At 70.2% G+C, this 24,620-nt stretch carries 24 protein-coding genes; 9 read left to right on the plus strand and 15 right to left on the minus strand.

The genetic code is table 11. The features are described 5' to 3' along the window. Positions 1-123: 123 nt before the first annotated feature. Entirely contained in the window at positions 124-1,164 is a 1,041-nt protein-coding gene (locus BFN33_RS30855) for an NAD(P)-dependent alcohol dehydrogenase (protein ID WP_069763432.1), read from the minus strand. A 183-nt stretch (positions 1,165-1,347) separates the two neighbouring features. On the opposite strand from BFN33_RS30855, the gene BFN33_RS30860 reads away from it, so the two are divergent. Continuing rightward, positions 1,348-2,250 (plus strand): helix-turn-helix transcriptional regulator, encoded by a 903-nt coding sequence (locus BFN33_RS30860; RefSeq protein WP_069763433.1) that lies wholly within the window; start codon positions 1,348-1,350, stop codon positions 2,248-2,250. Positions 2,251-2,257: 7 nt separating this feature from the next. Here the strand turns inward: BFN33_RS30860 and BFN33_RS30865 are convergent, their stop codons facing one another. The 3 genes from BFN33_RS30865 to BFN33_RS30875 all read right to left on the minus strand — a co-directional run bounded on the left by BFN33_RS30865 (position 2,258) and on the right by BFN33_RS30875 (position 4,111). Beyond that, positions 2,258-3,028: a group II truncated hemoglobin gene (locus BFN33_RS30865; protein ID WP_069763434.1), complete on the minus strand. Its 771-nt coding sequence runs from the start codon at positions 3,026-3,028 to the stop codon at positions 2,258-2,260. 64 nt (positions 3,029-3,092) lie between these two features. Further along, entirely contained in the window at positions 3,093-3,635 is a 543-nt protein-coding gene (locus tag BFN33_RS30870; protein WP_069763435.1) for a YceI family protein, read from the minus strand. Beyond that, positions 3,632-4,111, minus strand: a complete 480-nt coding sequence (locus BFN33_RS30875; RefSeq protein ID WP_069763436.1) for a nuclear transport factor 2 family protein — start codon at positions 4,109-4,111, stop codon at positions 3,632-3,634. The genes BFN33_RS30870 and BFN33_RS30875 overlap by 4 nt, the downstream gene beginning before the upstream one ends. Positions 4,112-4,222: 111 nt before the next feature. Here BFN33_RS30875 and sigJ point away from each other — a divergent pair, with 111 nt between their 5' ends. Then, a complete protein-coding gene (gene sigJ / locus BFN33_RS30880; protein ID WP_069763437.1) occupies positions 4,223-5,122 on the plus strand; it encodes an RNA polymerase sigma factor SigJ in 900 nt (299 codons plus the stop codon). Positions 5,123-5,187: 65 nt separating this feature from the next. Here sigJ and BFN33_RS30885 read toward each other — a convergent pair whose 3' ends face one another. The 5 genes from BFN33_RS30885 to BFN33_RS30905 form a co-directional block, all read right to left on the minus strand. Beyond that, positions 5,188-8,508, minus strand: coding sequence for a S8 family peptidase (locus BFN33_RS30885; RefSeq protein WP_069763438.1), 3,321 nt, complete (start codon positions 8,506-8,508; stop codon positions 5,188-5,190). A 200-nt stretch (positions 8,509-8,708) separates the two neighbouring features. Then, positions 8,709-9,392, minus strand: coding sequence for an ABC transporter ATP-binding protein (locus BFN33_RS30890; RefSeq protein ID WP_069763439.1), 684 nt, complete (start codon positions 9,390-9,392; stop codon positions 8,709-8,711). A 159-nt stretch (positions 9,393-9,551) separates the two neighbouring features. Further along, the gene (locus BFN33_RS30895; protein WP_069763440.1) at positions 9,552-11,012 is read right to left on the minus strand and encodes an ABC transporter permease; all 1,461 of its coding nucleotides are present in this window, start codon (positions 11,010-11,012) and stop codon (positions 9,552-9,554) included. A 179-nt stretch (positions 11,013-11,191) separates the two neighbouring features. Beyond that, entirely contained in the window at positions 11,192-12,457 is a 1,266-nt protein-coding gene (locus BFN33_RS30900; protein ID WP_069763441.1) for an Ig-like domain-containing protein, read from the minus strand. Positions 12,458-12,661: 204 nt separating this feature from the next. After that, positions 12,662-13,006, minus strand: coding sequence for a hypothetical protein (locus BFN33_RS30905; protein WP_069763442.1), 345 nt, complete (start codon positions 13,004-13,006; stop codon positions 12,662-12,664). Positions 13,007-13,136: 130 nt separating this feature from the next. On the opposite strand from BFN33_RS30905, the gene BFN33_RS30910 reads away from it, so the two are divergent. Together BFN33_RS30910 and BFN33_RS30915 are read left to right on the plus strand one after the other, a co-directional pair. Continuing rightward, on the plus strand, positions 13,137-13,418 hold the full coding sequence (locus tag BFN33_RS30910; RefSeq protein WP_057607672.1) for an LPXTG cell wall anchor domain-containing protein: 282 nt from the start codon (positions 13,137-13,139) through the stop codon (positions 13,416-13,418). Positions 13,419-13,481: 63 nt separating this feature from the next. Then, positions 13,482-14,270 (plus strand): hypothetical protein, encoded by a 789-nt coding sequence (locus BFN33_RS30915; RefSeq protein ID WP_079141086.1) that lies wholly within the window; start codon positions 13,482-13,484, stop codon positions 14,268-14,270. Positions 14,271-14,319: 49 nt separating this feature from the next. Here the strand turns inward: BFN33_RS30915 and hutH are convergent, their stop codons facing one another. From hutH to BFN33_RS30930, 3 genes are all read right to left on the minus strand, one after another. After that, the gene (gene hutH / locus BFN33_RS30920) at positions 14,320-15,858 is read right to left on the minus strand and encodes a histidine ammonia-lyase (protein ID WP_069763444.1); all 1,539 of its coding nucleotides are present in this window, start codon (positions 15,856-15,858) and stop codon (positions 14,320-14,322) included. A gap of 82 nt (positions 15,859-15,940) precedes the next feature. Further along, positions 15,941-17,089, minus strand: a complete 1,149-nt coding sequence (locus BFN33_RS30925; protein ID WP_069763445.1) for a sensor domain-containing diguanylate cyclase — start codon at positions 17,087-17,089, stop codon at positions 15,941-15,943. Positions 17,090-17,638: 549 nt separating this feature from the next. Beyond that, positions 17,639-18,463 carry an enoyl-CoA hydratase/isomerase family protein gene (locus tag BFN33_RS30930; RefSeq protein ID WP_069763446.1) on the minus strand — a complete coding sequence of 275 codons (825 nt, stop codon included), beginning with the start codon at positions 18,461-18,463 and terminating at the stop codon, positions 17,639-17,641. A 200-nt stretch (positions 18,464-18,663) separates the two neighbouring features. On the opposite strand from BFN33_RS30930, the gene BFN33_RS30935 reads away from it, so the two are divergent. Continuing rightward, positions 18,664-19,308: a hypothetical protein gene (locus BFN33_RS30935; RefSeq protein WP_079141087.1), complete on the plus strand. Its 645-nt coding sequence runs from the start codon at positions 18,664-18,666 to the stop codon at positions 19,306-19,308. On the opposite strand, the gene BFN33_RS30940 is transcribed toward BFN33_RS30935, so the two are convergent. Continuing rightward, positions 19,305-20,399 carry an adenylate/guanylate cyclase domain-containing protein gene (locus BFN33_RS30940; RefSeq protein WP_069763447.1) on the minus strand — a complete coding sequence of 365 codons (1,095 nt, stop codon included), beginning with the start codon at positions 20,397-20,399 and terminating at the stop codon, positions 19,305-19,307. The two genes, BFN33_RS30935 and BFN33_RS30940, sit on opposite strands and share 4 nt — an antisense overlap. Before the next feature lie 106 nt (positions 20,400-20,505). Then, positions 20,506-21,369 (minus strand): biotin--[acetyl-CoA-carboxylase] ligase, encoded by an 864-nt coding sequence (locus BFN33_RS30945; RefSeq protein ID WP_069763448.1) that lies wholly within the window; start codon positions 21,367-21,369, stop codon positions 20,506-20,508. A 111-nt stretch (positions 21,370-21,480) separates the two neighbouring features. Here BFN33_RS30945 and BFN33_RS30950 point away from each other — a divergent pair, with 111 nt between their 5' ends. From BFN33_RS30950 to BFN33_RS30960, 4 genes are all read left to right on the plus strand, one after another. Beyond that, positions 21,481-23,073 carry an acyl-CoA carboxylase subunit beta gene (locus BFN33_RS30950; RefSeq protein ID WP_069763449.1) on the plus strand — a complete coding sequence of 531 codons (1,593 nt, stop codon included), beginning with the start codon at positions 21,481-21,483 and terminating at the stop codon, positions 23,071-23,073. Positions 23,074-23,090: 17 nt separating this feature from the next. Continuing rightward, positions 23,091-23,300, plus strand: coding sequence for an acyl-CoA carboxylase epsilon subunit (locus BFN33_RS30955; RefSeq protein ID WP_069763450.1), 210 nt, complete (start codon positions 23,091-23,093; stop codon positions 23,298-23,300). A 74-nt stretch (positions 23,301-23,374) separates the two neighbouring features. After that, positions 23,375-23,503 (plus strand): morphogenic membrane protein MmpB, encoded by a 129-nt coding sequence (gene mmpB / locus BFN33_RS54655; protein WP_088245423.1) that lies wholly within the window; start codon positions 23,375-23,377, stop codon positions 23,501-23,503. Between the two features lie 4 nt (positions 23,504-23,507). Then, on the plus strand, positions 23,508-24,128 hold the full coding sequence (locus BFN33_RS30960; RefSeq protein WP_069763451.1) for a nucleoside triphosphate pyrophosphatase: 621 nt from the start codon (positions 23,508-23,510) through the stop codon (positions 24,126-24,128). On the opposite strand, the gene BFN33_RS30965 is transcribed toward BFN33_RS30960, so the two are convergent. Then, positions 24,097-24,618 (minus strand): hypothetical protein, encoded by a 522-nt coding sequence (locus BFN33_RS30965; protein ID WP_069763452.1) that lies wholly within the window; start codon positions 24,616-24,618, stop codon positions 24,097-24,099. The two genes, BFN33_RS30960 and BFN33_RS30965, sit on opposite strands and share 32 nt — an antisense overlap. Positions 24,619-24,620 lie beyond the last annotated feature (2 nt).

Below are 24,620 nucleotides of genomic sequence, written 5' to 3' on the forward strand. Positions count from 1 at the left end.
GCCACACACCCAAGGCCCCCACGGAAGCAAGCCGTACACCCAAGCACCAACACCTGGCCCGCCCCAGCCGTACGCCGAAGGGCCCCGGCATCAGACCGGGGCCCTTCGTTCACGCCGTGTGCGTCAGATCGTCGCCGTGTCGATCACGAACCGGTAGCGGACATCGCTGTTGACGACCCGCTCGTACGCCTCGTTGATCTCCGACGCGGTGATCAGCTCGATCTCGGCGCCGATGCCGTGCTCGGCGCAGAAGTCCAGCATCTCCTGGGTCTCGGCGATGCCGCCGATCGCCGAACCGGCGAGGGTCTTGCTGCCGCCGATGAGGGAGAAGAGGTTCAGGGCGATCGGCTCCTCGGGGGCGCCGACGTTCACCAGGGCGCCGCCCGCCTTGAGCAGGCCGAGGTACACGCCGAAGTCCAGCGGGGCCGAGACCGTGGAGAGGATGAGGTCGAAGGAGCCGGACAGCTCCTTGAAGGTGCTCTCGTCGCTGGTCGCGTAGTAGTGGTCCGCGCCCAGCTTCAGGCCGTCGTCCTTCTTGCGCAGGGACTGCGACAGGACGGTGACCTCGGCGCCGAGCGCGTGCGCGATCTTGACACCCATGTGGCCGAGACCGCCCAGGCCGATCACGGCGACCTTCTTGCCGGGAGCGGCACCCCACCGCTTGAGCGGGGAGTACGTGGTGATGCCGGCGCACAGCAGCGGGGCGGCCTCGTCGAGGGCCAGGCCCTCGGGGATACGGACGACGAAGTTCTCGTCGACGACGACCTTCTCGGAGTAGCCGCCGTAGGTGGGCTCGCCGTCCTTGCCGATGGCGTTGTACGTGCCGACCGAGCCCCCGGTGCAGTGCTGCTCGAGGCCTGCCTTGCAGTTGTCGCACTCACGGCAGGAGTCGACCAGGCAGCCGACACCGACCCGGTCGCCGACCTGGTACTTGGTGACACCGGGGCCGACCTCGGAGACTGTGCCGGCGATCTCGTGGCCCGGGACCATCGGGAAGATGGCCTCGCCCCAGCCCTCCTGGGCCTGGTGGATGTCCGAGTGGCAGATGCCGGCGAACTTGATGTCGATCAGGACGTCGTGCTCGCGGACCGCCCGGCGCTCGATGGTGGTGCGCTCCAGCGGAGCCTTCGCGGCGGGGGCGGCGTATGCGGCAACAGTGGTCATGAGGGTGGTTCTCCTCGGGAGAGTGCGTGCCCGGCTGCCTTCTGTCTTGTCCATCCGTCCGGGCACGCTGCACAGCCTGCCCCAGGAATCGACGCCCACCCAGGCCACGGCTTTGCGTACGTTCGCCGGTTCTACTACTGGCGGGGACAGGATGGTGTGCGTACGACCGTGAATACTTGACGTATGGACGACATGGCCGAGGAACTGCCCGGAGGCCGCTCGCTGGACCGGCGCGCCGAGCTCAGTGAGTTTCTGCGCACCCGGCGGGCCCGGCTGAAGCCGGAGGATGTGGGGCTGCCGGACTTCGGGCGGCACCGCAGGGTACCGGGGCTGCGCCGCGAGGAGCTGTCGCAGCTGGCGGGCGTCTCGGTGGCGTACTACACACGTCTGGAGCAGGGCAACGGGCGCAATGTCTCGGCGGAGGTCCTGGACGCCATCGCCCGTGCGCTGCGGCTGACCGACGCCGAGCGCGCGCACCTCACGCATCTGGCGAAGCCCAAGCAGCACAAGAAGAAGGCCACCGCGCGCACCGAGCAGGTGCGCGGGTCGATCCGGCAGCTGCTGGACTCGATGGACGTCCCGGCGTACGTCTCGGGGCGGCGCTCGGACATCCTGGCCTGGAACCGGATGGCGGCGGCGGTCTTCGGGGACTGGTCGGAGCTGCCGGTGCAGGAGCGCAACTGGGCCCGGCTGGTGTTCCTGCGGCCGGAGTACCGCGACCTGTTCGTGCCGTGGGAGCAGAAGGCGACCGACATGGTCAGTTATCTGCGCATGGACGCCGGCTGCCATCCCGACGACCCGCGGCTGTCCGCGCTGGTCGGCGAGCTCTCCGTGAAGAGCGAGGAGTTCAGGCGTCTGTGGGCCACTCACGACGTCAAGGAGAAGAACTTCGGCGTCAAGCAGCTCCGCCACCCACTGGTCGGCGAACTGACCCTGAACTTCGAGTCGTTCCCCCTGTCCGACGGCACCGAGCAGGCCCTGGTCACCTACCACGCGGAACCGGGCTCCCCCTCGGCGGAGGCGCTGCGGCTGCTGGCGAGCTGGGGCGCGGACGCGACCCGGGCGGGCGAGTCCACGCACTCCTGAGCCGCTCTCAGCCCTGGTACGGCGGCGCCGCTCCCCAGTTCCACCTCGGCACCGGCTGCTCCGCCGGCGGCTTGGCGTCCGGGCCGGAGAAGTGGACCGCGAGCCGGGTGCCCCACTCCACGTAGGCGAGGAACGCCGAGCGGAACTCCGCGTCGGTGGGCAGGCCGGCCTCGTCGGCCGCGTCCTGGATGAGGTTCACCCAGCGCCGGCGCTGCGGTTCGGTGATGCCGCGGCCCAGGTGCTTGGCGACCATGTGGCCGTGGCCGCCCTGGGTCTCGGAGTAGCCGGCCGGGCCGCCGAAGACCTCCGCGAGCCAGAGGGCGACGTGCTCGGCGTGCTCGGGGGCCAGCCCCGCGAACACCGGCGCCAGGAGATCGTCGGCCAGGACCTTCTCGTAGAACACCGTGGTGAGCCGGCCGAAGGCCTCCGCGCCGCCCGCCCACGAGAACAGGGTGGGGACGGCGCCGCCCCGGCCGCGGACCGTCGTCGGTTTGTAGTGGCGCATCTCCTCGATGTTCTCGATGTACGGCCGGATCTCGGCGAGGAAGTCCGGGAAGAGCTCCGACTTGCGGAAGCCCTCCAGGTGGTCCTCGGTGGAGGTCCAGGTGATGCGCAGGACGAAGTGCGCGAAGTCCTCCTCGCAGCGCGCCAGTTCGTAGTCGACGCACTGCGGGGCCGCCGCCAGCTGGACCGAGGCGTGGGTGTAGGCGGACAGGAACTCCGCCGAGCGGTCTTCCGGGATGCGGTAGCGGATGTACTCGACGGTCTCTGTGGTCATGACCTCACACAAACACGGACACCCCGCCGGAGGCTCCCCTTCCGACCCGGAGTTCGCTGTGGGCTCATCCGGGGCCGCGCCGGACCACGGTCACGTCCAGTTCCAGGGCCACCTTCCGGGCGATCATGCCCCGCCCCCAGTTGATCCCCCAGTCCCTGCGGTCGAGGCTGCCCCTGGCCGCGAAGGCGAGCCGGAGTGCACCCCGGGGGTCGGTCGCGTCGCCGGTCCGCTCCAGGTCGAGGACGACCGTCCTGGTCACGCCCCGCACGGTCAGGTCGCCGGTGACCCGGAAGCCCGGACCGGCCGGTTGCACGCCGGTCGAGGAGAAAGTGAGCAGCGGGTGGCGGTCCGCGTCCAGGAAGTCGCCGCCGCGCAGATGCCCGTCGCGCTTGTCGTGGTCGGTCCGGATGCTCCGGGCCCGGATCGTGAGCCGGACGACGGACCGCGACGGGTCGTCACCGTCCAGACGCGCGCTGCCCTCGAACTCCTCGAACCGGCCGCGCACCTTCACGACGAGCAGGGACCGGCTGACGAAGCCGAGCCGGGTGCGGGCGGTGTCGAGGACGTAGTCGCCGGTCAGTTCCTCGGCTCCGGTCGTGGCCGTCATGCCTCGGCCCTGCCGGCGGGAAGGGTCATGGTCAGGCCGGGCTCGGGCGGGGCGCCGGTGAGCGCGGTGGTGTCGAGGTAGCGGATCTCGTAGGAGCGCTCGGTGAACCTCCAGCCGTCCGGGGTGCGCCGGTAGCGGTCGTGGTACAGGGCGTGGTTGGCGTGCGAGCTGCCGTCGCGCATCCGCCCGAACTCCACGATGTACGCCCGCCCGTACGCGCTGTCCCCGTCGACCCTGACGACTCCCGGGTGCACGGTCTGCACGAAGTACTCCCACACGCCCCGCAGCCGTTCGATCCCCTCGCGGATCTCCTCGGGGCCGGTGAACGCGACGCCGGCGGCGGGTATCCGCAGGACGCCGTCCTCGGCGAACAGCGCGGCGAGGCGGTCGTAGTCCCGCAGCATCCCCGCGTCGGTGAACTCGCCCGGCAGTGCCTGGATCTCGATGCGGTCGGCAATGGCCCGCACATCAGTCATGGGTCTCCTCCTCGGTCTCACCGCTACGACGACACGGCCACCGAGAATGTGAGGACCTCACGTTCCGGGGTGCTGTCTCGTCGTAGTGGTGAGACCGAGGAGGAGACCGTCATGAGCACACCGTCCGATCCGGCCCTGGGCGCGATCATGGGTGAGCGGCGCCGGCTGCTCCATCTCGCGTACCGGCTCCTCGGGTCCCTCGCGGACGCCGAGGACGTCGTGCAGGAGACGTACACCCGCTGGTACGCCATGCCCCCCGAGCAGCGGCAGGGGATCAGATCGCCGGGCGGCTGGCTGACCACGGTCGCCGGGCGGATCTGCCTGGACGCGCTCGGCTCGGCGCGGGCCCGGCGCGAGAGGTACGTCGGTGCGTGGCTCCCGGAGCCTGTGCCGGACAGCGCGGAGTGGGCCGGCCCCCCGGCGGATCCGGCGGACCGGGTCACCCTCGACGAGTCGGTCGGGATGGCCTTCCTCGTGCTGCTGGAGTCGATGACCCCGGCCGAGCGGGTGACGTTCGTCCTGCACGACGTCTTCCGTTACCCGTTCGCCGACGTGGCCGAGATCGTCGGGCGTACCCCGGCGGCCTGCCGTCAGCTGGCCGTCTCGGCCCGCCGGCGCGTGCGCGAGGCCCGGCCCCCCACGACTTCGACGGCCCGGCACGCGGGCGTGGTGCGCGATTTCAAGGAGGCCTGGCAGGCGAAGGACATCGGCGCCCTCGTCCAGCTCCTCGACCCGAACGCCGTGGCGACCAGCGACGGCGGCGGCCTCGTCACCGCCCTGCCCGTCCCGCTCCACGGCGGCGAGCCGATCGCCCGCTTCCTCGCCGGCCTCGTCACCGGGGCCCCCGAGCTCGCCCTCCTGGAACGCACGGTGAACGGCCGGCCCGGCCTGGTGGTCCAGGTCGACGACACCGTCGAGGCGGTCCTCGCCCTCGATGTCGAGGACGACCGGGTCACCCGCATCTGGGCGGTACGGAACCCGGAGAAGCTGCGGCCCTGGACGGCGGGCTGAGACACGGAGAAGGCCCGCCGGAAGCGGTGCTTCCGACGGGCCTCTCCCTTACCGCGTCCTACAGGTCACTTCGCGTAGTAGGCGTTGTAGATCGAGATCGTCGACTTGTTGCCCTTCTTGTCGGCGATCTTGGCGTGGAAGGAGATGGCCTTCCCCTTCGCCGGGTTCTTCACGGTGATCTTGCCGCCCGAGACCGTGACCTTCTTCCAGGTCTGGCCGTAGTCGTACGACACGTACACCGCGAGGGACTTCAGGTTGGAGCCCTTGGCGGAGCCCTCGACGGTCAGCGGGATCTTGACCGTCTTGCCGGCCTCGACGCGGCTGTCCAGACCCATGGCCGCGTTGAAGCGGACCGTGGAGGCGGGCAGCTTGGCGAGGTCGGCCGGCTTCTTGGACGTGAACGTCCAGCTGGCGTCGATCCGGGTGGAGGCGGCCGCGACCTTGGTGCTGCGCTTGACCGAGGTCGTCAGCTTGTACGAGGCCTGGCCGGCCGGCACCTTGAAGGTCTTCTCACCGAACAGCGGGTCGTCGTTCGAGCCGACCTTGACGCCGTTCTTGTACAGCGTGGTGTTGACCGAGGTGAACAGCGACGAGCCGGCGTGGCCCGGGCCGTCCGCGAACAGCGGGAGGGAGCCGAAGATCTCGTTGCCGTCGCGGTACAGACCGAAGTCGGCGTTGAGATGCGGGCCGAAGACCGCGGTGTTGAAGGTCTTCGCGTAGGACTTGCCGCCCGTGAAGGACTGCGAGGCACCGAGGGTGTAGTACGCCTCGGAGATCGGGAAGCCGTCCGCGTCGACACCGCCGTCCTGCTCGAACTCCAGCCCCCACTTGACACCGCTGACGGTGGACAGGTGCAGGGTGCGGGTGCCGGGCAGGGTCTGCTGGATGCCGATCGAGGAGGCGGAGGAGGAGCCGGGCAGCCAGCCCACGGCGTTGATCGAGCCCTTCTTGCCGCTCGTCGCCGCGCCCATGCCGACCTTCACCTTGGCCAGCTCGCTCGCCTTGTAGTGCCTGGTGTAACCGGTGGCGAACTGCTTGACCTTGCCGCCGGCGACGGTGTCGTACTGCTCGGTGGCGCCCTTGCTCCAGTGGCCGTCGAACTGCTCGCTGAGCGAGCCGTCGGTCACCTGCGGACCGATGTGCGCGGTGTTGAAGCCCGCGTACGAGTCCAGGAACCAGCCGAAGCCGTAACCGCCCTCGGGCGTGTCGATCTCGAAGCCGGGCGAGGCGAACTCCGACTTGGCGGCCGTGTCCGGCACGGTGATGTCGACCGGCTTGGCCTTGCGCGCGTCCAGCGTGACCGTCGTGTTCTTGGTGACGTTCAGCTTCGGCTGGACCAGCCAGTCGGTGCCCTTGGTGACGTCCTTCGGGTCGACGAAGGTCGTGGTGCTGAGGACGTAGCCGCCCTTGGGCACGCGCACGGTGACGGTGCCGTCCTCGTCGTACGGCGTGTACCACTTGCCGTTGCCGAGGCCGGAGATACCGCTCAGGTCGCTCGAGTAGTTCTTCGTCGGCTGACCGTCACGGCCGAGGACCTTCAGCGTGACGTCGTACGACTCGACCTCGCGCTGCACCGCGGCCGCCGTGCGGACGGTCTGGCCGCCGCCCGTCGCGGTCACGTACGCCGAGTAGGCACCGTCGAGCGTGCCGCCCAGCTTGGTGTTGACGATGAGGTCGACGGAGGCCTTGCCGCCCGCCGGGACGGTCACCGTGGTGGCGCCCAGCTTGAAGAAGCCGGCCGGAGCGGCCTGGCCCTTCGGGTTGGTGGCCGTCGACGACAGCTTCAGCGTGACGTCCTTCGTACCGAGGTTGCGGTACGTCACCTGCTTGGTGTCCGGCTTGTCGTCGGTGTGCGGCCACGACTGCGTGCCGAAGCTCACCGACACCGGGTCGGCGATGACGGTCTGCTTGATGGCCTGGTCGACGGCGATACGGCCCGAACCCTGCTGGAACGGCGTGTACTTACCACCCTTCGCCGATCCGGTCAGGGCACCCTTGAGCTCGGAGAACTTCCAGTCGGGGTGCTCCTGCTTGAGGATCGCCGCCGCGCCCGCGACATGCGGGGTCGCCATCGACGTACCGGAGATGGTGAGGTAGCCGGCCGGCTTCTCGCCGACCTCCTTGTCGATGAGGCTGCCGGGGGCGGCGGCCGCGGTGATGTCCACGCCGGGCGCGGTCACGTCGGGCTTGATCTGCCCGTCGAGGCCGGGGCCGGTGCTGGAGAAGGAGGCCAGCTTGTCCTTGTCGTCGACCGCGCCGACGGTCAGGGCCGAGGCGGCGCTGCCCGGGGAGCCGATGGTCTGCTCGCCGAAGTCGCCGTCGTTGCCGGCGGCGATCGCGAACAGGATGCCCTTGGTCTCCGAGAGCTTGTTGACCTCGGCTTCCAGCGGGTCGATCTCAGGGGTGTCGCCGCCGCCGAGGCTGAGGTTGACGACGTCGGCGCCCTGCTCGGCCGCCCACTCCATGCCGGCGAGGATCTGCGAGTCCTCGCCGTAGCCGTCGTCGCTGAGCACCTTGCCGTTGAGCAGCTTGGCGCCCGGCGCCACACCCTTGTACTTGCCGTTCGACTTCGCGCCGGTACCGGCCGCGATGGAGGCGACGTGGGTGCCGTGACCGAACTTGTCGGTCGCGTCGGCGGAGGTGGAGAAGTTCTTCGCCGCGATCACCTGGTCCTTGAGGTCCGGGTGGGTCGCGTCGATGCCGGTGTCCAGGACGGCGATCTTGACGCCCTTGCCGTCGTAGCCCTTGGCCCAGGCGGTCGGGGCGCCGATCTGCGGCACGGACTTGTCGAGGCTGGCCTTGCGGACGCCGTCGAGCCAGACGTGCGCGATGCCGGAGGCGGTCTTGTCGCCGTTGGTGACCGCGTCCCACAGCTCGGGCGCGTCCTCCTTCGGCGTCTGTACCGCGTCGGCGTTCAGGGAGGTCAGGGAGTGGCGGAGCGTGCCCGCGTCCCGGACGTCGTCCTTGGCCGCGCTCGCCGCGCCCTTGTAGCCGACGATCACCTTCAGTCCCTTGCTCTGGGACTTGCGGGTGGCGGCCTTGTTGAGCTCGGTGACGTCGAACAGGCGCTGGTCGAGCTTGCCGCTCGACACCAGGCGGACGACGTCGGACGGCAGCACATAGGTGTGGCCGTCGGCCTTGCGGAGCTGCACGGGTATGTGCTCGCGGCCCTTCGCGGGCTCCAGGCCCACGACACGGCCCTTGGCGTCCACGACGACGCGGTCACCGGTGATCAGGGTGATGCGGTGCTTGGGCGTGAGCTGCGCCTTGTTCGACTGCGAGACGCTCGAGGTCTGCTTCGCGTCCGCCGACGCCGGGCTGGTCATGCCCGCCGCAAGCGCTACCGCGGCCGCTGTGGCGATGGTGGCCGCGCATGCCTTTTTCACTTGTCTGCGCAAGATTCCCCCTTGCAGAAGGACCGGGTGAATTCCCCGTTCACCCGGGCGGGGGGAGACTCGCACGCATATACGTGCACCCCCCGGTGCTCGAAGTATGCCGAGGGGTGATCACGACCTCAATAGACAACTGGCCGACAGCAAAGTCTGTTACAAGACTGCCGGGTTCAGGGGGAGTTGGGGTTTCCGGCTCAGGTGGCGGCGTTCTCCTTCACCGTGATCCTGCCCTTGCGGATCGTGGCGAGGCGCGGGGCCTTCTTCGCGATGGCGGAGTCGTGGGTGACCATGATGAAGGTCAGCCCCAGCTCCTTCCACATGCGTTCGAGTACGTCCATGATCTCGTCGCGCATCGACTCGTCGAGGTTGCCGGTGGGTTCGTCGGCGAGGAGTACCTTCGGCTGCTTGACGAGGGCGCGGGCGATGGCGACACGCTGCTGCTGTCCACCGGACAACTCGGAGGGCAGATGCCGCAGCCGCTCCCCGAGCCCGACCGAGGTGAGGGCCTCGGCCGCCCGCTCCCGTCGCTCCTTCCCCTTCACACCGAGGGGTACGAGGGCGGTCTCGACGTTCTCCTGGGCGGTGAGGGTGGGGATGAGGTTGAAGGACTGGAAGACGAAGCCGATGTTCTCGCTGCGGACCTTGGTGAGCTTGGCCTCCGACAGCTTGGCCAGGTCGGTGCCGTCGAGCACGACCTCACCCTCCGTGGGCTTGTCCAGTGCGCCGAGCATCTGGAGCAGGGTGGACTTGCCGCCGCCCGTGGGGCCCTGGATGACGAGCCGGTCCCCGTCGGCGATGGTGAGGTCGACACCGGCGAGCGCGTCGACGGTGTCCTTGCCTCGGGAGTAGCGCTTGGTGACGCTTCTGAGTTCGTACATGTGAGTGCTCCTGGGTTCCGGTTTCCGGGGTGGTGCGGATCGTCTGCGGCTGCGGGTCGGTGGGGGCTGGTCGCGCAGTTCCCCGCGCCCCTGGGTGGATGCGGTCACCTTGATCGATCGGTCCGGGCCCGCACCTGCAACCGACCGCGTCGGACACCGCTACTCGACTCGGCGCAGCGCGTCCGCCGGCCGCAGCCGCGACGCACGCCAGCCGCCGAACGCCCCGGCGATGAGACCACCGGCCACAGCCAGCCCGACCGCGATCGACACCGTCGTAAGGCTGACGGGAGCGGTCAGGGAGACGTCCAGCGTCTTGGCGGCCGCCTGCCGGCCGAACCCACCGAAGCCTCCGCCACCGGGACCACCCGCGCCGCCGCCACCGCCACCGCCACCGCCCAACTGGGCCTGCAGCGTGGGACTGACGGCCGTCACGACGTACGCGCCCGCGAGGCCGAGCGCGATGCCCAGCGCCCCGCCCAGCAGCCCGTTCACCATCGCCTCACCGACGACCTGCCGGGTCACCCGCCCCGACTTCCATCCCAGCGCCTTGAGCGTGCCGAACTCACGTACGCGACGGGACACCGCCGACGAGGTCAGCAGACCGGCGACGAGGAACGCGGCGACCAGCACGGCGATCGACAGCCACTTGCCGACGTTCGTGGCGAGCGAGGAGGCCGTCGACAGCGACCCCGACACCGTGTCCGCGAGATCCGCCGAGGTCGTCACCGTCGTACCCGAGATGTTCTTCTGGATCGACGACTTGACGGAGTCGATCTTCTGCGAGTCGGTCGCCTTGACGTAGATCGTGGTGACCTTGTTCTTCGAGTCGCTGAGGGTCTGCGCCTGGGTGAGCGGGATGTAGACGTTGGCGGCGGCGTCACCGCTGTCCGCGGTGGCGATACCGATCACCTTGAACTTGACGCTCTTGATGGTGACGGTGGAGCCGACCTTGAGCTTCTTCTCCTTGGCGTACGCGGAGTCGACGACGGCGACCTTGGCGTCGGTCTCGGCCGACGTGAACGTACGGCCGGTGGTGATCTTGGAGGAGGTCAGCGGGCCGAGGGCCGCCTTGGTGACGTCGGTGCCGAAGACGGAGTAGTTGTTGACGTCGAAGTTGGCGCCGCCGCCCCGCACCTCGCCCTGCGGCTGACCGGTGCCGCCGCTGCCGGGCTGCCGGTTCCCGCCGTTCTGGCCCTGCTGGAACTGGCCACGGGTGAACTGCCCGCTCACCTTGATGACTTGGAGGCTCAGCCCGCCGACCGCGTCCGAGACCCCGGTCTGCTGGTCGACCTTGGTGACCGTGGAGGTGGACAGGGTCTGGAAGCCCTGCACCAGCACCCGGTCGCTGCTCTGCTCCGAGTCGGAGCCGTTGTCCTGGGCGTCGAACTGGAAGCGCGGCCGATCCGACGAACTCGCCTGCGGCTGGGCGGCCTTGCTGACCGTCATGTCGGTGCCCAGCCCGTACAGCGACTGGAGGACCTTGTCCTGGGCCTTGCCCATGCCGGACGACACGGAGCTGACCACGATGACCAGCGCGATCCCGAGCGCGAGCCCGGAGGCGACGACGAGGGCCGCCTTTCTGCGGCGGCGCAGTTCGCGCCTCAGGTAGGTGAAGAACATGGCCGCAAGCTAGGTACGGCGCGTGATGACTCCATAAGGCACGGATAAGAGCTGCATGAGAAGGCTGTCCGCGAGCCAGGGACGAGCCCTCACACGCCTGTCAAGGCGGGACCGTTCAAGCCGAGAGGCGGCCGCCCCTCAGGGCGACCGCCTCTCGTGTGCTCAGGCCGAAGTGGGCGTCAGACCGCCGACCCCGCCTTCCAGTCCGCCCAGCTCAGGTTCCAGCCGTTGAGGCCGTTGTCCGGGGCCACCGTCTTGTCGCCGGTGTTCTGGACGACCACCACGTCGCCGACGATCGAGTTGGTGTAGAACCAGTAGCCCGCCGTGCCCGTGTCGTTGGCGCCCTTGGTGTCGGACAGGCCCACGCAGCCGTGGCTGGTGTTCACGTTGCCGAAGACGGACTTGGCGCCCCAGTAGTTGCCGTGCACGAAGGTGCCGGAGTTGGTGAGCCGGATGGCGTGCGGCACGTCCTTGATGTCGTACTCGCCCTTGCCGTCGTCGTCGGTGAAGCCCACGGTCGCGCCGTTCATGCGCGTCTCCTTGAACTTCTCGGACATCACCATGATGCCTTCGTACGTCTTGTTCTCCGGCGAGCCGGCCGAGATCGGGATGGTCTTGATGACCGCGCCGTTGTGCGTGATCTTCATCTGCTTGGTCTTCGCGTCGACGTACGAGACCTGGTTGCGGCCGATCTTGAAGGTGACCGTCTTCTGCTGGACGCCGTAGACACCGGAGGCGCCCTCGACACCGTCGAGCGCGAGCTTCAGCGTGACGGTGGAGTTCTCCTTCCAGTACTCGTCGGGACGGCAGTCCATGCGGACGGTGGAGAACCAGTGGCAGACGACCTCCTGGCCGCTGCTGGAGGAAACCGTGATGCCCTTCTGCACGGCCGCCTTGTTGCTGATCTCCTTGTTGAAGTTGATCGACACCGGCATGCCCACGCCGACGGTCGAGCCGTCCTCGGGAGTGAAGTTGCCTATGAAGCTGTTGGCCGGGGAGACCGTCGTGAACGAGGCGTTCTCGTGGGCGACGAGCCCGTCGGTGTCCTTGGCCTCGGCTGCGACCTTGTAGGTCGTGGAGCGCTCCAACTGGGTGTCGGGCTTCCAGCTGGTCTTGTCGGCGGACAGCTCACCGGCGACCTTCGTGCCGTCGGTGGTCGTCATCGTCACGTCGGTGAGCGTTCCCTTGCTCACGGTGACGGCGGCGGAGTTGTTGATGGAGGCGTTGTCCGTGCCGTCCTTGGGCGTGATCTTGATCTCGGCCTGGGAGCTCTTCTTGGCCGCCGCCTCGTCGGCCTTGGCCTGCGAGGTGTCGCTGCCGCCGCCCTTCGACGAGGAGTCGTCGCCACCAGAACAGGCAGAGAGCATCAGCACCCCGCCGAGCAGTGCGGACGCGACCGTCAGGCCCCTGCGCCGCTTACTGACCGTCATCACACGCTTCTCCATCGTTGCCGAATCCCAGAAACCCCGAGAGTCCCCGCCAAGAACTAAACGCTACGACCGGTTCATCCCGTTCCACCTTCTCGGAAGGTGTGGGGCACACCACGTCCGCTGCGGCGGAAGGTGGCGTCTGTCGGTCCGTGCGACCCATGAGACGACGAAACCCCGGACGGCGGTTGCCACCCGGGGTCACGATTTTCCCGAGCACGCTCAGCCGACGACCTCTTCTTCCTCGTCTTCCTCTACATCATCCTCGTCGAGGTCCCAGTCCGGCGAATCCGGGTCGTAGTCGATCTGCTCGCTGCTCCAGGAAGCCTGGGCCAGTTCGACGCCCGGCAGGTCCCCCACCAGGTCGAACGGGTCCACGAGATAGGCGAGGGCCTCCGCAGTGTCTTCCGTCACAGCACCCTCGGCATGCGCCCGCTCGTCACCCGGCATGTCCGGATCCTCCGCGATCCGCGCCAGTGCGGCCCCGGTCACGGCGTCCAGATCGTCGACCTCGACGACGAGTTCCACACGAAGCCGTACAAAACGTGATGTCTTTTCAGTGCTCATGCCCGGAGCGTAAAGCCCATCCCTCCCGTGACTTTCCCGTGACCCGCGCCTTTCACTAACATCGCCCCACACGGCCAATTCGCCAGCACCACAAGGGGATCGATATTCCGTGTCATCCGTTCGCCGTCCGTTGCTGACCGCCACCGCCGCGGGGACCCTTCTGGGTGCCCTGTGGTTCGTCCCGTCCGCCAACGCGTCCCAGGACAGCCCGGCGAGAACAGAGCCGTCCCCGCAGGTCACGGCACAGGCGCGGGTCACGACCACGAGCGCGGAGACGTCCGTGGACGACACCCGGCTCGCCGACACCGGCAGCTTCGACACCACGCCGTACGTCGTCGGCGGCACCCTGTTCCTCACTCTGGGTGCGGGCTTCGTCGTCTATTCGGTACGCCGGGAACGACTGGGTTTCTGAGGCCGCTTGGGCTCCGCTTGAACTCGCTTGACGATTTCTTGGCCCAACGTTCATAGTCCGCCCATGAAGAGAACATCGAGGGTGCGCATAGGCGCCACGGCGACCGTGAGCGTGCTGTCGCTCGCCCTCATCACAGGATGCGGGGGTTCGGACGACGACTCCAAGGAGTCGGGTGCGTCCAAGGAGGCCGGCGCCTCCTCCTCCCCGAGCACGACCACGGCCGCGAAGGCGCTCAGCACGGCCGAGTTGAAGAAGCTGTTCCTCGCCAAGGGCGATGTCGCCGGGTACGAGGTCGACACCGCCGACGACGGCTCCCTGCCGAAGTCCAAGAGCGAGGTGAAGACCGACAAGACCGAGTGCGCCCCGCTGGCCCACGCCATGGCGGGCCTCGCGCCGGGCGACACGGACGCGAGCGCGAGCTACACCGTCACGAAGACCCCCAAGGCCGGCGCGTCCCCGGACGATGCCTCCCTCGAGGACGCCCTGAACGTCGAGATCACCTTCGTGGGCCTGTCCTCCTACGCCGGCGACGGCGCCGAGAAGGCCGTCAAGTCCGTCTCCGACGCCATCGCCGCCTGCTCCGGCGGCTTCACCATCACCGCCCAGGGCGAGAAGCAGAAGGTCACCAAGGTCGCCTCGGTGAAGGCCTCCGGCAAGGGCGACGAGTCCGTCGGGTTCTCCGTCGCGTCCGACATGGACGGCGAGGGCACGGCCACCATCAACACCGAGGTGGTCCGCGTCGGCAACGCCGTCTCCTCGTACTACACGGTGAACTTCGCCTCGTTCGACAGCGGCAAGGCGGCTCCGGTGCCGACGGCCGTGATCGACGCCCAGCTGACCAAGCTCAAGTAACCGCGGCGAGGGCCCTGTTCGGTCGTACGGCGAACAGGGCCCCGCCCCCTTACAGCAGCGGCCCGGTGACGGCCTCCACCGCCGACACCAGCCGCCCCTCCCGCACGAACACGTCGGCCGCGGCGAGGTCGGGCGCCAGGAACCGGTCCGGACCGGGACCCTCGACACCCGCCTTGCGTACGGCGCTGATGACGGCCTGCGTCGCCGGCGCCGGGCTCAGACCCTCGCGCAACTCGACGGCGCGCGAGGCGGCGTAGAGCTCGACGGCGAGAACCCGGGTGAGGTTGTCGACGGCGGTGCGCAGCTTGCGCGCGGCCGACCAGCCCATCGAGACGTGGTCCTCCTGCATCGCCGACGACGGGATCGAGTCCGCGGACGCCGGAACGGCCAGCCGCTTCAACTCACTGACCAGCGCGGCCTGCGTGTACTGGGCGATCATCAGCCCGGAGTCGACGCCGGCGTCGTCCGCGAGGAACGGCGGCAGCCCGTGGGACCGGTTCTTGTCGAGCAGCCGGTCGGTGCGCCGCTCGGCGATCGACGCGAGGTCGGCGACGGCGATGGCGAGAAAATCAAGCACATAAGCCACCGGCGCACCGTGGAAGTTGCCGTTGGACTCCACCCGACCGTCGGACAGCACAACGGGGTTGTCCACCGCGGACGCCAACTCCCTCTCCGCCACCAGCCGCGCATGCGCCATGGTGTCCCGCCCGGCCCCGGCGACCTGCGGCGCGCAGCGCACGGAGTAGGCGTCCTGGACCCGGGGCGCGTCGTCCTGATGATGCCCGGTGAGCTCCGAACCCTGCAGCACGGCCAGCATGTTGGCGGCGGAGGCCCCCTGCCCCGGATGCGGTCGGATGGCGTGCAGCTCGGGAGCGAGCACCCTGTCGGTACCGAGCAGCGCCTCCAACGACAGGGCGGCGGTGATGTCGGCGGACTTGTAGAGCATGTCCAGATCGGCGAGCGCCATGACCAGCATCCCGAGCATGCCGTCGGTGCCGTTGAGAAGGGCGAGCCCCTCCTTCTCGCGCAGCTCGACCGGCTCGATCCCGTGCTCCGCGAGCAGCTCACCGGCAGGGCGCACCACACCGTCCGGTCCCTCGGCGTCCCCCTCCCCCATGAGCGTGAGAGCGCAGTGGGACAGCGGCGCGAGATCGCCGGAGCAGCCGAGCGAACCGTACTCGTGGACCACCGGTGTGATCCCGGCGTTGAGCACGTCGGCCATGGTCTGCGCCACCTCGGGCCGCACCCCCGTGTGTCCCGAGCAGACGGTCTTGAGCCGCAGGAACATCAGCGCCCGTACGACCTCCCGCTCCACCCGCGGCCCCATCCCCGCGGCGTGCGAACGGACGATGTTGCGCTGCAGTTGGGCGCGGAGCTCCGGGCTGATGTGCCGGGTCGCGAGGGCCCCGAAACCGGTGCTGACGCCGTAGACCGGCTCGGGCTTGGCCGCGAGGGCTTCCACGATCCCGCGGGCCGCGGCCAGAGCGGCGACCGCCTCCTCGGAGAGCTCGATGCGGGCACCGTCTCGTGCCACGGCAAGGACGTCGGACGCGGTGACCCCGGACGTCCCCACCACCACAGTGTGCATATCCATATTCAGGAGCGTACGCACTGAATTCCAGGATGTCACTACTGGGTCGGGGTTACGCCCCTTACACCTACCCACCCCGTCAGGGCAGTCGCCCCCGGAACTGCCGCCGCTCGGGCGTCTCCCCGGAAGGAGCGGCATCGGCCAGCCGTACGACGGGGTCGTCGGGCCCCGCCCGCCCCGCGACGACGGGCTTGACGGCGCGTTCGGCCTTGGCCCGGTACTGCGCGGCATCGGCGAGCCGGAACAGCCGCCGGGCGGACTGAACGGGCCCGATCGGATCCGCCGTGGAGGCGACCCCACAGGCCACCCCCTCGCCCAGTTCCAACTCCCCCGCCCGCCGACACAGTTCACCGGCCGCCCTGACCACGTCGTCGGCGGGCGGGCCGACGGCGAGCAGACAGAACTCGTCCCCGCCGAGCCGCGCGGCGAGGGCACCCGGCAGCATGGCCCCGCACAGCGACAGCACCGAGCCGAATCGTTCCAGCAACCGGTCGCCCACGGCATGTCCACGGGTGTCGTTGACCCGCTTGAGGCCGTTCAGATCACACACGACGAGGCTGACGACGACACCGTCCCGCTTGTGCCGGTCGACGGCCTCGTCGAGCCGCGCGTCAACGGCACGGCGATTGGCGAGCCCGGTCAGCGCGTCCGTGAACGCCAGCCGTCGCGCCTCCTCCAGCCGCTCCGCCTGGGCGATTCCGGCGGCGACGACGGAGGCCAGAACGGTGGCGAAGTCGGCGTCCTCCCGCCCGAAGACGGGGGCACCGGCGGGCCGGGCCACATACAGCTCCCCCCAAGCCCGTCCATTGAGCACGATGGGCGCGACGACACAACTCCCACGCCCCCTTCTACGCAGCGCGGCGACCCGCTGATGCACATACCCGGGCCGCCCCCCGGCCGCAGGCCCCTCCGCCGTCTCGACCCAGGCGTTGGGCTCGCCGCCCCCGGCCCACCGCTCGTGCAGAAACTCGGTGATCTCCGGGAACTGGTGCACGGGGTAGGCCTCACCGTCGGGAAACTCCTCCTCCCCGGCGGCCAGCTCCCCCACGTTCACCAGCACCCTGAGCCGCCCGAGCTCCCGCTCCCACACGGACAACGCGGCAAAGCTCCCGCCGAGCGCACGGCACGCCCCAGCGGCGGCGGCCCGCCACGCCTCCCGCGAGCCGTGGGCCGCCGCCATGCCCTGAGCCAACGCCACGACGGCAGCCAGCCGGATGTCCTCACCCATCACTCCAGGCTAGGGAGGATTCGGTTGGGGACCCGGTTGTGGTTGGGCCGTTCGAGAACCCGCGGGCAGCTGCGCGGGGCGCCTACGGGGGTTCCGGGTTGGGTTGCCGGGCGGCTGCGGCCCGGTGGGGGCTGGTCGCGCAGTTCCCCGCGCCCCTAGGTGGGTGCAGTCMCCCCCGCCACGACGGACCGTCCGCCGCACCGCGCGCCACCACGGACCGTCCGCCGCACCGCGCGCCACCACGGGCCGTTCGCCGTACCGGGCGCCAGGACGGGCCGGTGGCCGCGTACGGCGCGCAGGGGCCGGGGTGGGGGGTGTCCGCCCGCAGCGGCCGGCGTCCGTCACCGAGCACTGCTCAAGAAACCGAGCCGCCGGACCGAGGACGGACACCCCCCACCCCGGCCCCGACCCACCACACACCCGCACGCGCTACCCAGTCCCCCACCGGACAGAAACAGGCCGCCGCAGGCACCCAGGGGCGCGGGGAACTGCGCAAAAACGCCCGCCCCCACCGACCCGCACCCGCACCCACACCCGCAGGCACCCCCCTCAAACCGCCGGAGGCCACCGCGGTGACCGCCGCTCATTGAACGCCGCCACCCCCTCCGCCCGATCCCCCGAGAACGCCACCGCCCGCCACGCCGCATCCTCCACCTCGAGCCCGGCCCGCAGGTCCAACCCCTGCCCGACCCGCAGCGCCCGCTTCGCCGCCCGCAACCCCACAGGCGAGTTCGCCGCGATCCGCCCCGCCAGCGCCAACGCCTCCGCCCGGTCCTCCCCCGCATCCACCAGCTGATCCACGAGCCCCAGCCGATGCGCCTCCTCCGCCTCCACCCGCCGCGCACTGAAGATCAGCTCCGCGGCCCGCGCGGCCCCCACCCGCCGAGGCAGCAACTGCGTCCCCCCACCCCCGGGGATCACCCCCACCGACACCTCCGGCAACCCCACCACCGCCGTACGGTCGGCCACGATCAGGTCGCACGACAGCGCCAGCTCGAACCCCCCGCCCAACGCGAACCCGTGCACCGCGGCGATGGTCGGCACAGGCAGCTCCAGCACCCCCGTGTACGCCCCCCGCGCCACCGGTCGCTGCCGCAGCAGCTCGGCGTCGCTGAAGGAGTTCCGCTCCTTCAGGTCAGCCCCGACACAGAACGCCCGCTCATGCGTGGAGGTCACCACGACAACCCGCACCCCCTCATCACCCCCCAGCGAGGCACAGGCCGCGGCGACGGACCGCGCCATCTCCGTGGAGACCGCGTTCATCGCCTTGGGCCGATCGAGGACCAGCTCGGCGACAGTCCCCTCCCCGGTGCCGCCGTCCCCCTCCCCGTGCCGCCGCACCAGCACGAACTCCCCGAACCGCTCCTCACCCATGACACCCTCCCGGTTAACGCGGGTTAACAAAGAACGCTCCGATCATCGCAGCCCCACCCACACCGCGAAAGGTTCCCGCCGACCCACCCGACACCCCGTTCGAGTGACATCCCGCCCAACTCCTCCCCGACCGCCCACAGCAGCGCATAACGTGCGCCCCGCCGCAGCGCACGGGGGCGCAGGCACCCAGGGGAGGAACCATGACGGCGACGATGACGACGGTGACGACGACAGAGCCGACGGCGGACGGCGGCACCCGCCTGTTCGGACCGCGCGGCCGCCACCGCAAACCCCGCCCCCGCAAGATCGTGCTCGCCGCGGGTGGTCTCGCCCTGGCCGCCGGCGCCCTGAGCCTCGTACGGATGGCCCCCGACGCGGGACTGGGCGGCTACGGCGCGACGGAGACGGATCCCCAGGCCGCCCCGGGCGCCGACTCGGACGGAGACATCGACATCGACACCGGCACGGACCGAGCGACGAACGCCGCCGCGACCGTGGGCTCCGTCCCGCAGGCGAGCCCGTCGTCGACCACGACGATGGGCGGGATCTCGGCGACGCCCACACCGGGTGTCCCGCACGCCCGGGCGGGTTCCGCGACCGCCGTACCACTGCCCCTCGCGGCGGCCCCCACGACGATCCCGGAGGCACCGAACACCCCGGCCCCGGCCCCCACGGCCTCCACCACGCCCCACTCACCGTCGACGACCACGGCCCCGCAACCGTCCCGGACCACGCCCCCACCGGCACCGGCACCCACTCACCCCACCCAGCCCACTCACACGAGCCGGCCCGCACCCGGCCTGTGCGTACCGATCATCGGCCTGTGCGTACAGCAGCGCGGCTAGGAGGGAGGCCCGTCCCTGCGGGTCAGCAGCCAGGGCTCGACGACGCCGAGTCCGCGCACCGGCCGCTGCCACATCGGCTGGAGCGCGAAGCGGTACGTCGGCGGCTCCTCGCCCTCCTTCTCGGCGGTGGCCGCGGCCTCGGCCGCCTCCGCCTCGGAGGCGGGCGCCTCGCCGTGCCGGATCAGCTCCTCCGCGAAGGCGCTGTCGACGAGAACGGCGTCGCGGGGAGCTATCGAGGTCAGCCGGGAGGCGAGGTTCACCGTCGTACCGAAGACATCACCCATTCGGGTGGTCACCGTGCCGAAGGCGATGCCGACGCGCAGTTCGGGCATGGTCTCGTCGTTCGCCATGGTCTCGATCAGCCGCAGGGCGATCTCGGCGGCCACCGCCGCGTCGTCGGCCGCGTACAGCACCTCGTCACCGAGCGTCTTGATGAGCCGCCCGCCGCGCGCGGCAACGAGGTCGGCGGCGGTGGTCTCGAAGGCCTCGACGAGCTCGCCGAGCTCCTCCTCCTCCATACGGCGGGTCAGCCGCGTGAACCCGACGAGGTCGGCGAAGCCGACGCACAGCCGCCGGTCGACCATCTCCTCGTCGTCGGCGGCCTGCACGACCCGGCCCGCCGAGGCGGAGAGCTGGCGGCGCCAGACGTAGACGAGGAACTCCTCCAGCTCGGGCAGGAGCAGCTCGATGATCGGGTACGTCACCTCGGTGCGGGTCATGCCCGGCTCCGGGGGGTCGGTCAGGCCCTCCAGGAAGGAGTCGATCTGCCACTCGGCGAGCCGGGCGGTGGTCTGCCCGGTGGACCGCGCCACCTGTACGGCCATGGCCTCGCTCAGCAGCCCCGCCTCGACGAGACCGGCGAGCCGGCGCAGCGCGAGGACGTCCGCCTCGGTGAACGCCTTGGCCTGGCCGACGTCGGCGAAGCCCATCGCCCGCCAGAAGCGGGTGGCCAGCTCCATGGAGACACCGGCGGTGCGGGCCGCCTGAAAAGGGGTGTAGCGCCGCTCCGCGCCGAGGATGAGCTGCTCGAGACGCACGGCGAGCGGGTGCGGGGTCGCGTCCGCGCCGGAGCCCGTGTCGTCTGCGGTCACGCCTGCTGCCCTTCCGATCTGTCACGGTCAGGTATCGACCGGCCTCAACTGTACGGCAGGTGTGCGGTAGCTCACGTCCTCACTCCATGAGGTGGGACAGCTCCGCTCACGCCGGTCGCAGGTGGACGATGTCTCCCGCGCCCACCGGTTCCTGTACGCCCTCCTCCGTCGCGATCACCAAACGACCGTCGCCGTCCACCGCGACCGCCTCGCCGACCAGTGAGCGGTCACCCGGCAGCTCCGCCCGTACCGTTCTTCCCAGCGTCGCGCACCCCGCCGCGTACGTCTCCTGGAGTCCGCTCACCGTCGGATCGCCCGCCGCCGAGCGCCACCGCTCGTACCACTCCTCCAGGGAGCGCAGGACGGCCCGCAGCAGGGGATCGCGGTCCGTGCTCACCGCTCCGGCCAGCGCCAGCGAACCCGCCGTCGGGACCGGCAACTCGTCCTCCCGGAGGGTGACGTTGATGCCCACGCCCACGACGACGCCGCCCTCGCCCGCCCGCTCCGCGAGGATTCCGCCGGCCTTGCGCTCCTCGCCCCCCACGGTCACGAGGAGGTCGTTGGGCCACTTCAGGGCCGTATCGACACCCGCGGCCCGTGACAGCCCCGTCGCCACCGCCACCCCCGTCAGCAGCGGCAGCCAGCCCCAGCGGGCCACCGGCACCTCGGCGGGCGTCAGCAGCACGGAGAAGAACAGACCCGACCGCGGCGGCGCGGTCCACTGGCGGTCCAGGCGGCCCCGCCCCGCGGTCTGCTCCTCGGCGACGAGGACCGCGCCCTCGGCCGCCTTGCCCGCGGCGGCGCGGGCGACCAGGTCGGAGTTGGTGGAGCCGGTGCCGGTCACCACCTCGATCCCGGACCACAGCCCGCCGTCCCGCACCAGCCCGCGGCGCAGCGCGGCCGCGTTGAGGGGCGGCCGGTCGAGGTCCGACCAACGGCTGTCGTCTCCTGAAACATCTCGCGGCGTCATGCAAGCCACCCTAGGTGTGTGAAACGCCGCACTGCTGATTCCGAGGGGCACCACTACTCTACGGATGAGTAACCGTCCCCCCTTTTGAGCAGGCAGGGAGCCGCGATCCCGATGTCCGAGCCGGAAGCGACCGACATTCACACCACCGCGGGCAAGCTCGCGGATCTCCAGCGTCGTATTGACGAGGCGACGCACGCCGGCTCCGCACGCGCCGTCGAGAAGCAGCACGCCAAGGGCAAACTGACGGCCCGTGAGCGCATCGAGCTCCTCCTCGACGAGGGTTCCTTCGTCGAGCTGGACGAGTTCGCCCGGCACCGCTCCACCAACTTCGGCCTGGAGAACAACCGCCCCTACGGCGACGGTGTCGTCACCGGGTACGGCACGGTCGACGGCCGTCCCGTCGCCGTGTTCTCCCAGGACTTCACCGTCTTCGGCGGCGCGCTGGGCGAGGTCTACGGCCAGAAGATCGTCAAGGTGATGGACTTCGCGCTGAAGACCGGCTGTCCGGTCATCGGCATCAACGACTCCGGCGGCGCCCGCATCCAGGAGGGGGTCGCCTCACTCGGCGCCTACGGCGAGATCTTCCGCCGCAACACCCATGCGAGCGGTGTCATCCCGCAGATCAGCCTGGTCGTCGGTCCCTGCGCCGGCGGGGCCGTGTACTCCCCGGCGATCACCGACTTCACGGTCATGGTCGACCAGACCTCGCACATGTTCATCACCGGCCCCGACGTCATCAAGACGGTCACCGGTGAGGACGTCGGCTTCGAGGAGCTGGGCGGCGCCCGCACCCACAACGCGGTGTCCGGCGTGGCCCATCACATGGCCGGCGACGAGAAGGACGCCGTCGAGTACGTCAAGCAGCTGCTGTCGTACCTGCCGTCCAACAACCTCTCCGAGCCGCCGGTCTATCCGGAGGAGGCGGACCTCGCGGTCACCGACGAGGACCGCGAGCTGGACACGCTCGTCCCGGACAGCGCGAACCAGCCGTACGACATGCACACGGTGATCGAACACATCCTGGACGACGCCGAGTTCTTCGAGACGCAGCCGCTGTACGCGCCGAACATCCTCACCGGCTACGGCCGTGTCGAGGGCCACCCGGTCGGCATCGTGGCCAACCAGCCGATGCAGTTCGCCGGCTGCCTCGACATCACCGCGTCCGAGAAGGCGGCGCGCTTCGTGCGCACCTGCGACGCCTTCAACATCCCGGTGATCACCTTCGTCGACGTGCCGGGCTTCCTCCCCGGCGTCGACCAGGAGCACGACGGCATCATCCGCCGCGGCGCCAAGCTGATCTACGCCTACGCGGAAGCCACCGTCCCCCTCATCACGGTGATCACCCGCAAGGCCTTCGGCGGCGCCTACGACGTCATGGGCTCCAAGCACCTCGGCGCGGACCTCAACCTCGCCTGGCCGACCGCCCAGATCGCCGTCATGGGCGCCCAGGGCGCGGTCAACATCCTGCACCGCCGCACGATCGCGGAGGCGGAGGCGGCCGGAGAGCTGGAGGCGACCCGCGCCCGCCTGATCCGGGAGTACGAGGACGCCCTCCTCAACCCCTACATCGCGGCCGAGCGCGGCTACGTCGACTCCGTGATCATGCCGTCGGACACCCGCCGCCACGTGGTCCGGGGCCTGCGCCAGCTGCGCACCAAGCGCGAGTCCCTGCCCCCCAAGAAGCACGGCAACATCCCCCTCTAGCCCTGCCGGGAGCCCTCATGAACATCAAGGTCGTACGGGGTAACCCCACCCCGGAGGAGCTCGCCGCCGCCCTGGCGGTGGTCCGGGCCCGCGCCGCGGCGGCGACGGACACGCCGTCCGGCGCGGAGGAGCGCAGCGCCGCGTGGTCCGACCCGTCGCGGATCGCGGGCCACCGTCTGCCCCAGCCAGGTCCCACCTCGTGGGCACGCACCTACTGGCCGGGGTAGGCGGCCCCGCCCGTCGGAGAAGTTGAGTACGCGTACTCAGGCGCCCTCCGCGAAATCGCCGCACGCTGGAAACCATGCTGTGGTCCGACCCCGAGAACGAACCGCCCAAGGAACTGCGCGACACGCAGGAGATGCTTCGGCGTCTGAGCATCTTCCTCGCGCTGGCCATGGTGCTCGCGATGATTGTGATCGGACTACGCTGACCGCATGACCGACCAGCCGCGCCGCCGACTCGTCCTGGCCTCCCAGTCACCCGCTCGCCTGAACCTGCTGCGGCAGGCCGGCCTCACTCCTGAGGTACTCGTGAGCGGGGTCGACGAGGACGCCGTCACCGCTCCCACCCCAGCCGATCTCGCGCTCGCCCTCGCCGAGGCGAAGGCCTCCGTCGTGGCCGCGAAGCCCGAGGTCAAGGGTGCGCTGGTGATCGGCTGCGACTCGGTGCTCGACCTGGACGGCGAGGCACTGGGCAAGCCGGCCGACGCCGAGGAGGCGTCGGCCCGCTGGAAGTCCATGCGCGGGCGCGCGGGCACCCTGCAGACCGGCCACTGCGTCTACGACACGACGAGCGGCCGGTATGTCTCCGGCACCGCCTCGACCGTCGTCCGCTTCGGCGAGCCGACCGACGACGAGATCGCCGCGTACGTCGCCTCCGGCGAACCCCTTTATGTGGCGGGGGCGTTCACCCTGGACGGCCGCTCGGCCCCGTTCATCGAGGGCATCGACGGCGACCACGGCAATGTGATCGGCCTCAGCCTGCCACTGCTGCGCCGGCTGCTGGCCGAGCTCGGCGTCGGCATCACGGAGTTGTGGGCGCCGGCGGAGGCGTGAGCGGCGAGCCGCCTGCTCCCTGAGGACCCTCCGGCTCCTTGGGACCCCCGGGGCCGCCCGGACCCTTCGCGTCCTGCGGCCCCGCCGCGACCGGCCCTCGCTGTCCGTCGTAGGTCACCAGCACGAGCACGAGCAGCCCGAGCATCACGACCATGAAGAGGAACGGGCGCCAGCCGATCAGCGCCCAGGCGACCGCGCCCAGCACACCGTGCACCACGGCCGCGCTGATCAGCAGGACCCGGCCGAGCCCGGCGGGCTGCCGGTCGCGCACCGCCACCAGCAGGGCGACCAGCGCGCACAGCATGAAGTAGAGACCGAAGACGATCCCGCCGATCTTCGAGGACATCGACATCGCGTCCGGGTCCAGACCGGCCAGCGACATGTTCTGCGCGTCGACGAGATTGCCCATGACCCAGTTCAGCATCGCCACGCCGAGAGCCTCTGCGAAGAGAACAACCGCCACGACCCACGCCACCGGCCTGCGGATCACCG

It is taken from the genome of Streptomyces sp. LUP47B (assembly GCF_001746295.1).
Taxonomy (GTDB): Bacteria; Actinomycetota; Actinomycetes; order Streptomycetales; family Streptomycetaceae; genus Streptomyces.

Bases quoted from the DNA above. Each gene is read 5' to 3' on its own strand.
- BFN33_RS30870 (WP_069763435.1), bottom strand. From the start codon at position 3,635: ATGACGGCCACGACCGGAGCCGAGGAACTGACCGGCGACTACGTCCTC.
- BFN33_RS30955 (WP_069763450.1), top strand. From the start codon at position 23,091: ATGAACATCAAGGTCGTACGGGGTAACCCCACCCCGGAGGAGCTCGCC.
- mmpB (WP_088245423.1), top strand. From the start codon at position 23,375: ATGCTGTGGTCCGACCCCGAGAACGAACCGCCCAAGGAACTGCGCGAC.
- BFN33_RS30960 (WP_069763451.1), top strand. From the start codon at position 23,508: ATGACCGACCAGCCGCGCCGCCGACTCGTCCTGGCCTCCCAGTCACCC.
- BFN33_RS30890 (WP_069763439.1), bottom strand. From the start codon at position 9,392: ATGTACGAACTCAGAAGCGTCACCAAGCGCTACTCCCGAGGCAAGGAC.
- BFN33_RS30875 (WP_069763436.1), bottom strand. From the start codon at position 4,111: ATGACTGATGTGCGGGCCATTGCCGACCGCATCGAGATCCAGGCACTG.
- hutH (WP_069763444.1), bottom strand. From the start codon at position 15,858: ATGCACACTGTGGTGGTGGGGACGTCCGGGGTCACCGCGTCCGACGTC.
- BFN33_RS30930 (WP_069763446.1), bottom strand. From the start codon at position 18,463: ATGGGTGAGGAGCGGTTCGGGGAGTTCGTGCTGGTGCGGCGGCACGGG.
- BFN33_RS30915 (WP_079141086.1), top strand. From the start codon at position 13,482: ATGAAGAGAACATCGAGGGTGCGCATAGGCGCCACGGCGACCGTGAGC.
- sigJ (WP_069763437.1), top strand. From the start codon at position 4,223: ATGAGCACACCGTCCGATCCGGCCCTGGGCGCGATCATGGGTGAGCGG.
- BFN33_RS30935 (WP_079141087.1), top strand. From the start codon at position 18,664: ATGACGGCGACGATGACGACGGTGACGACGACAGAGCCGACGGCGGAC.
- BFN33_RS30945 (WP_069763448.1), bottom strand. From the start codon at position 21,369: ATGACGCCGCGAGATGTTTCAGGAGACGACAGCCGTTGGTCGGACCTC.
- BFN33_RS30865 (WP_069763434.1), bottom strand. From the start codon at position 3,028: ATGACCACAGAGACCGTCGAGTACATCCGCTACCGCATCCCGGAAGAC.
- BFN33_RS30860 (WP_069763433.1), top strand. From the start codon at position 1,348: ATGGACGACATGGCCGAGGAACTGCCCGGAGGCCGCTCGCTGGACCGG.
- BFN33_RS30925 (WP_069763445.1), bottom strand. From the start codon at position 17,089: ATGGGTGAGGACATCCGGCTGGCTGCCGTCGTGGCGTTGGCTCAGGGC.
- BFN33_RS30950 (WP_069763449.1), top strand. From the start codon at position 21,481: ATGTCCGAGCCGGAAGCGACCGACATTCACACCACCGCGGGCAAGCTC.
- BFN33_RS30900 (WP_069763441.1), bottom strand. From the start codon at position 12,457: ATGGAGAAGCGTGTGATGACGGTCAGTAAGCGGCGCAGGGGCCTGACG.
- BFN33_RS30905 (WP_069763442.1), bottom strand. From the start codon at position 13,006: ATGAGCACTGAAAAGACATCACGTTTTGTACGGCTTCGTGTGGAACTC.
- BFN33_RS30855 (WP_069763432.1), bottom strand. From the start codon at position 1,164: ATGACCACTGTTGCCGCATACGCCGCCCCCGCCGCGAAGGCTCCGCTG.
- BFN33_RS30895 (WP_069763440.1), bottom strand. From the start codon at position 11,012: ATGTTCTTCACCTACCTGAGGCGCGAACTGCGCCGCCGCAGAAAGGCG.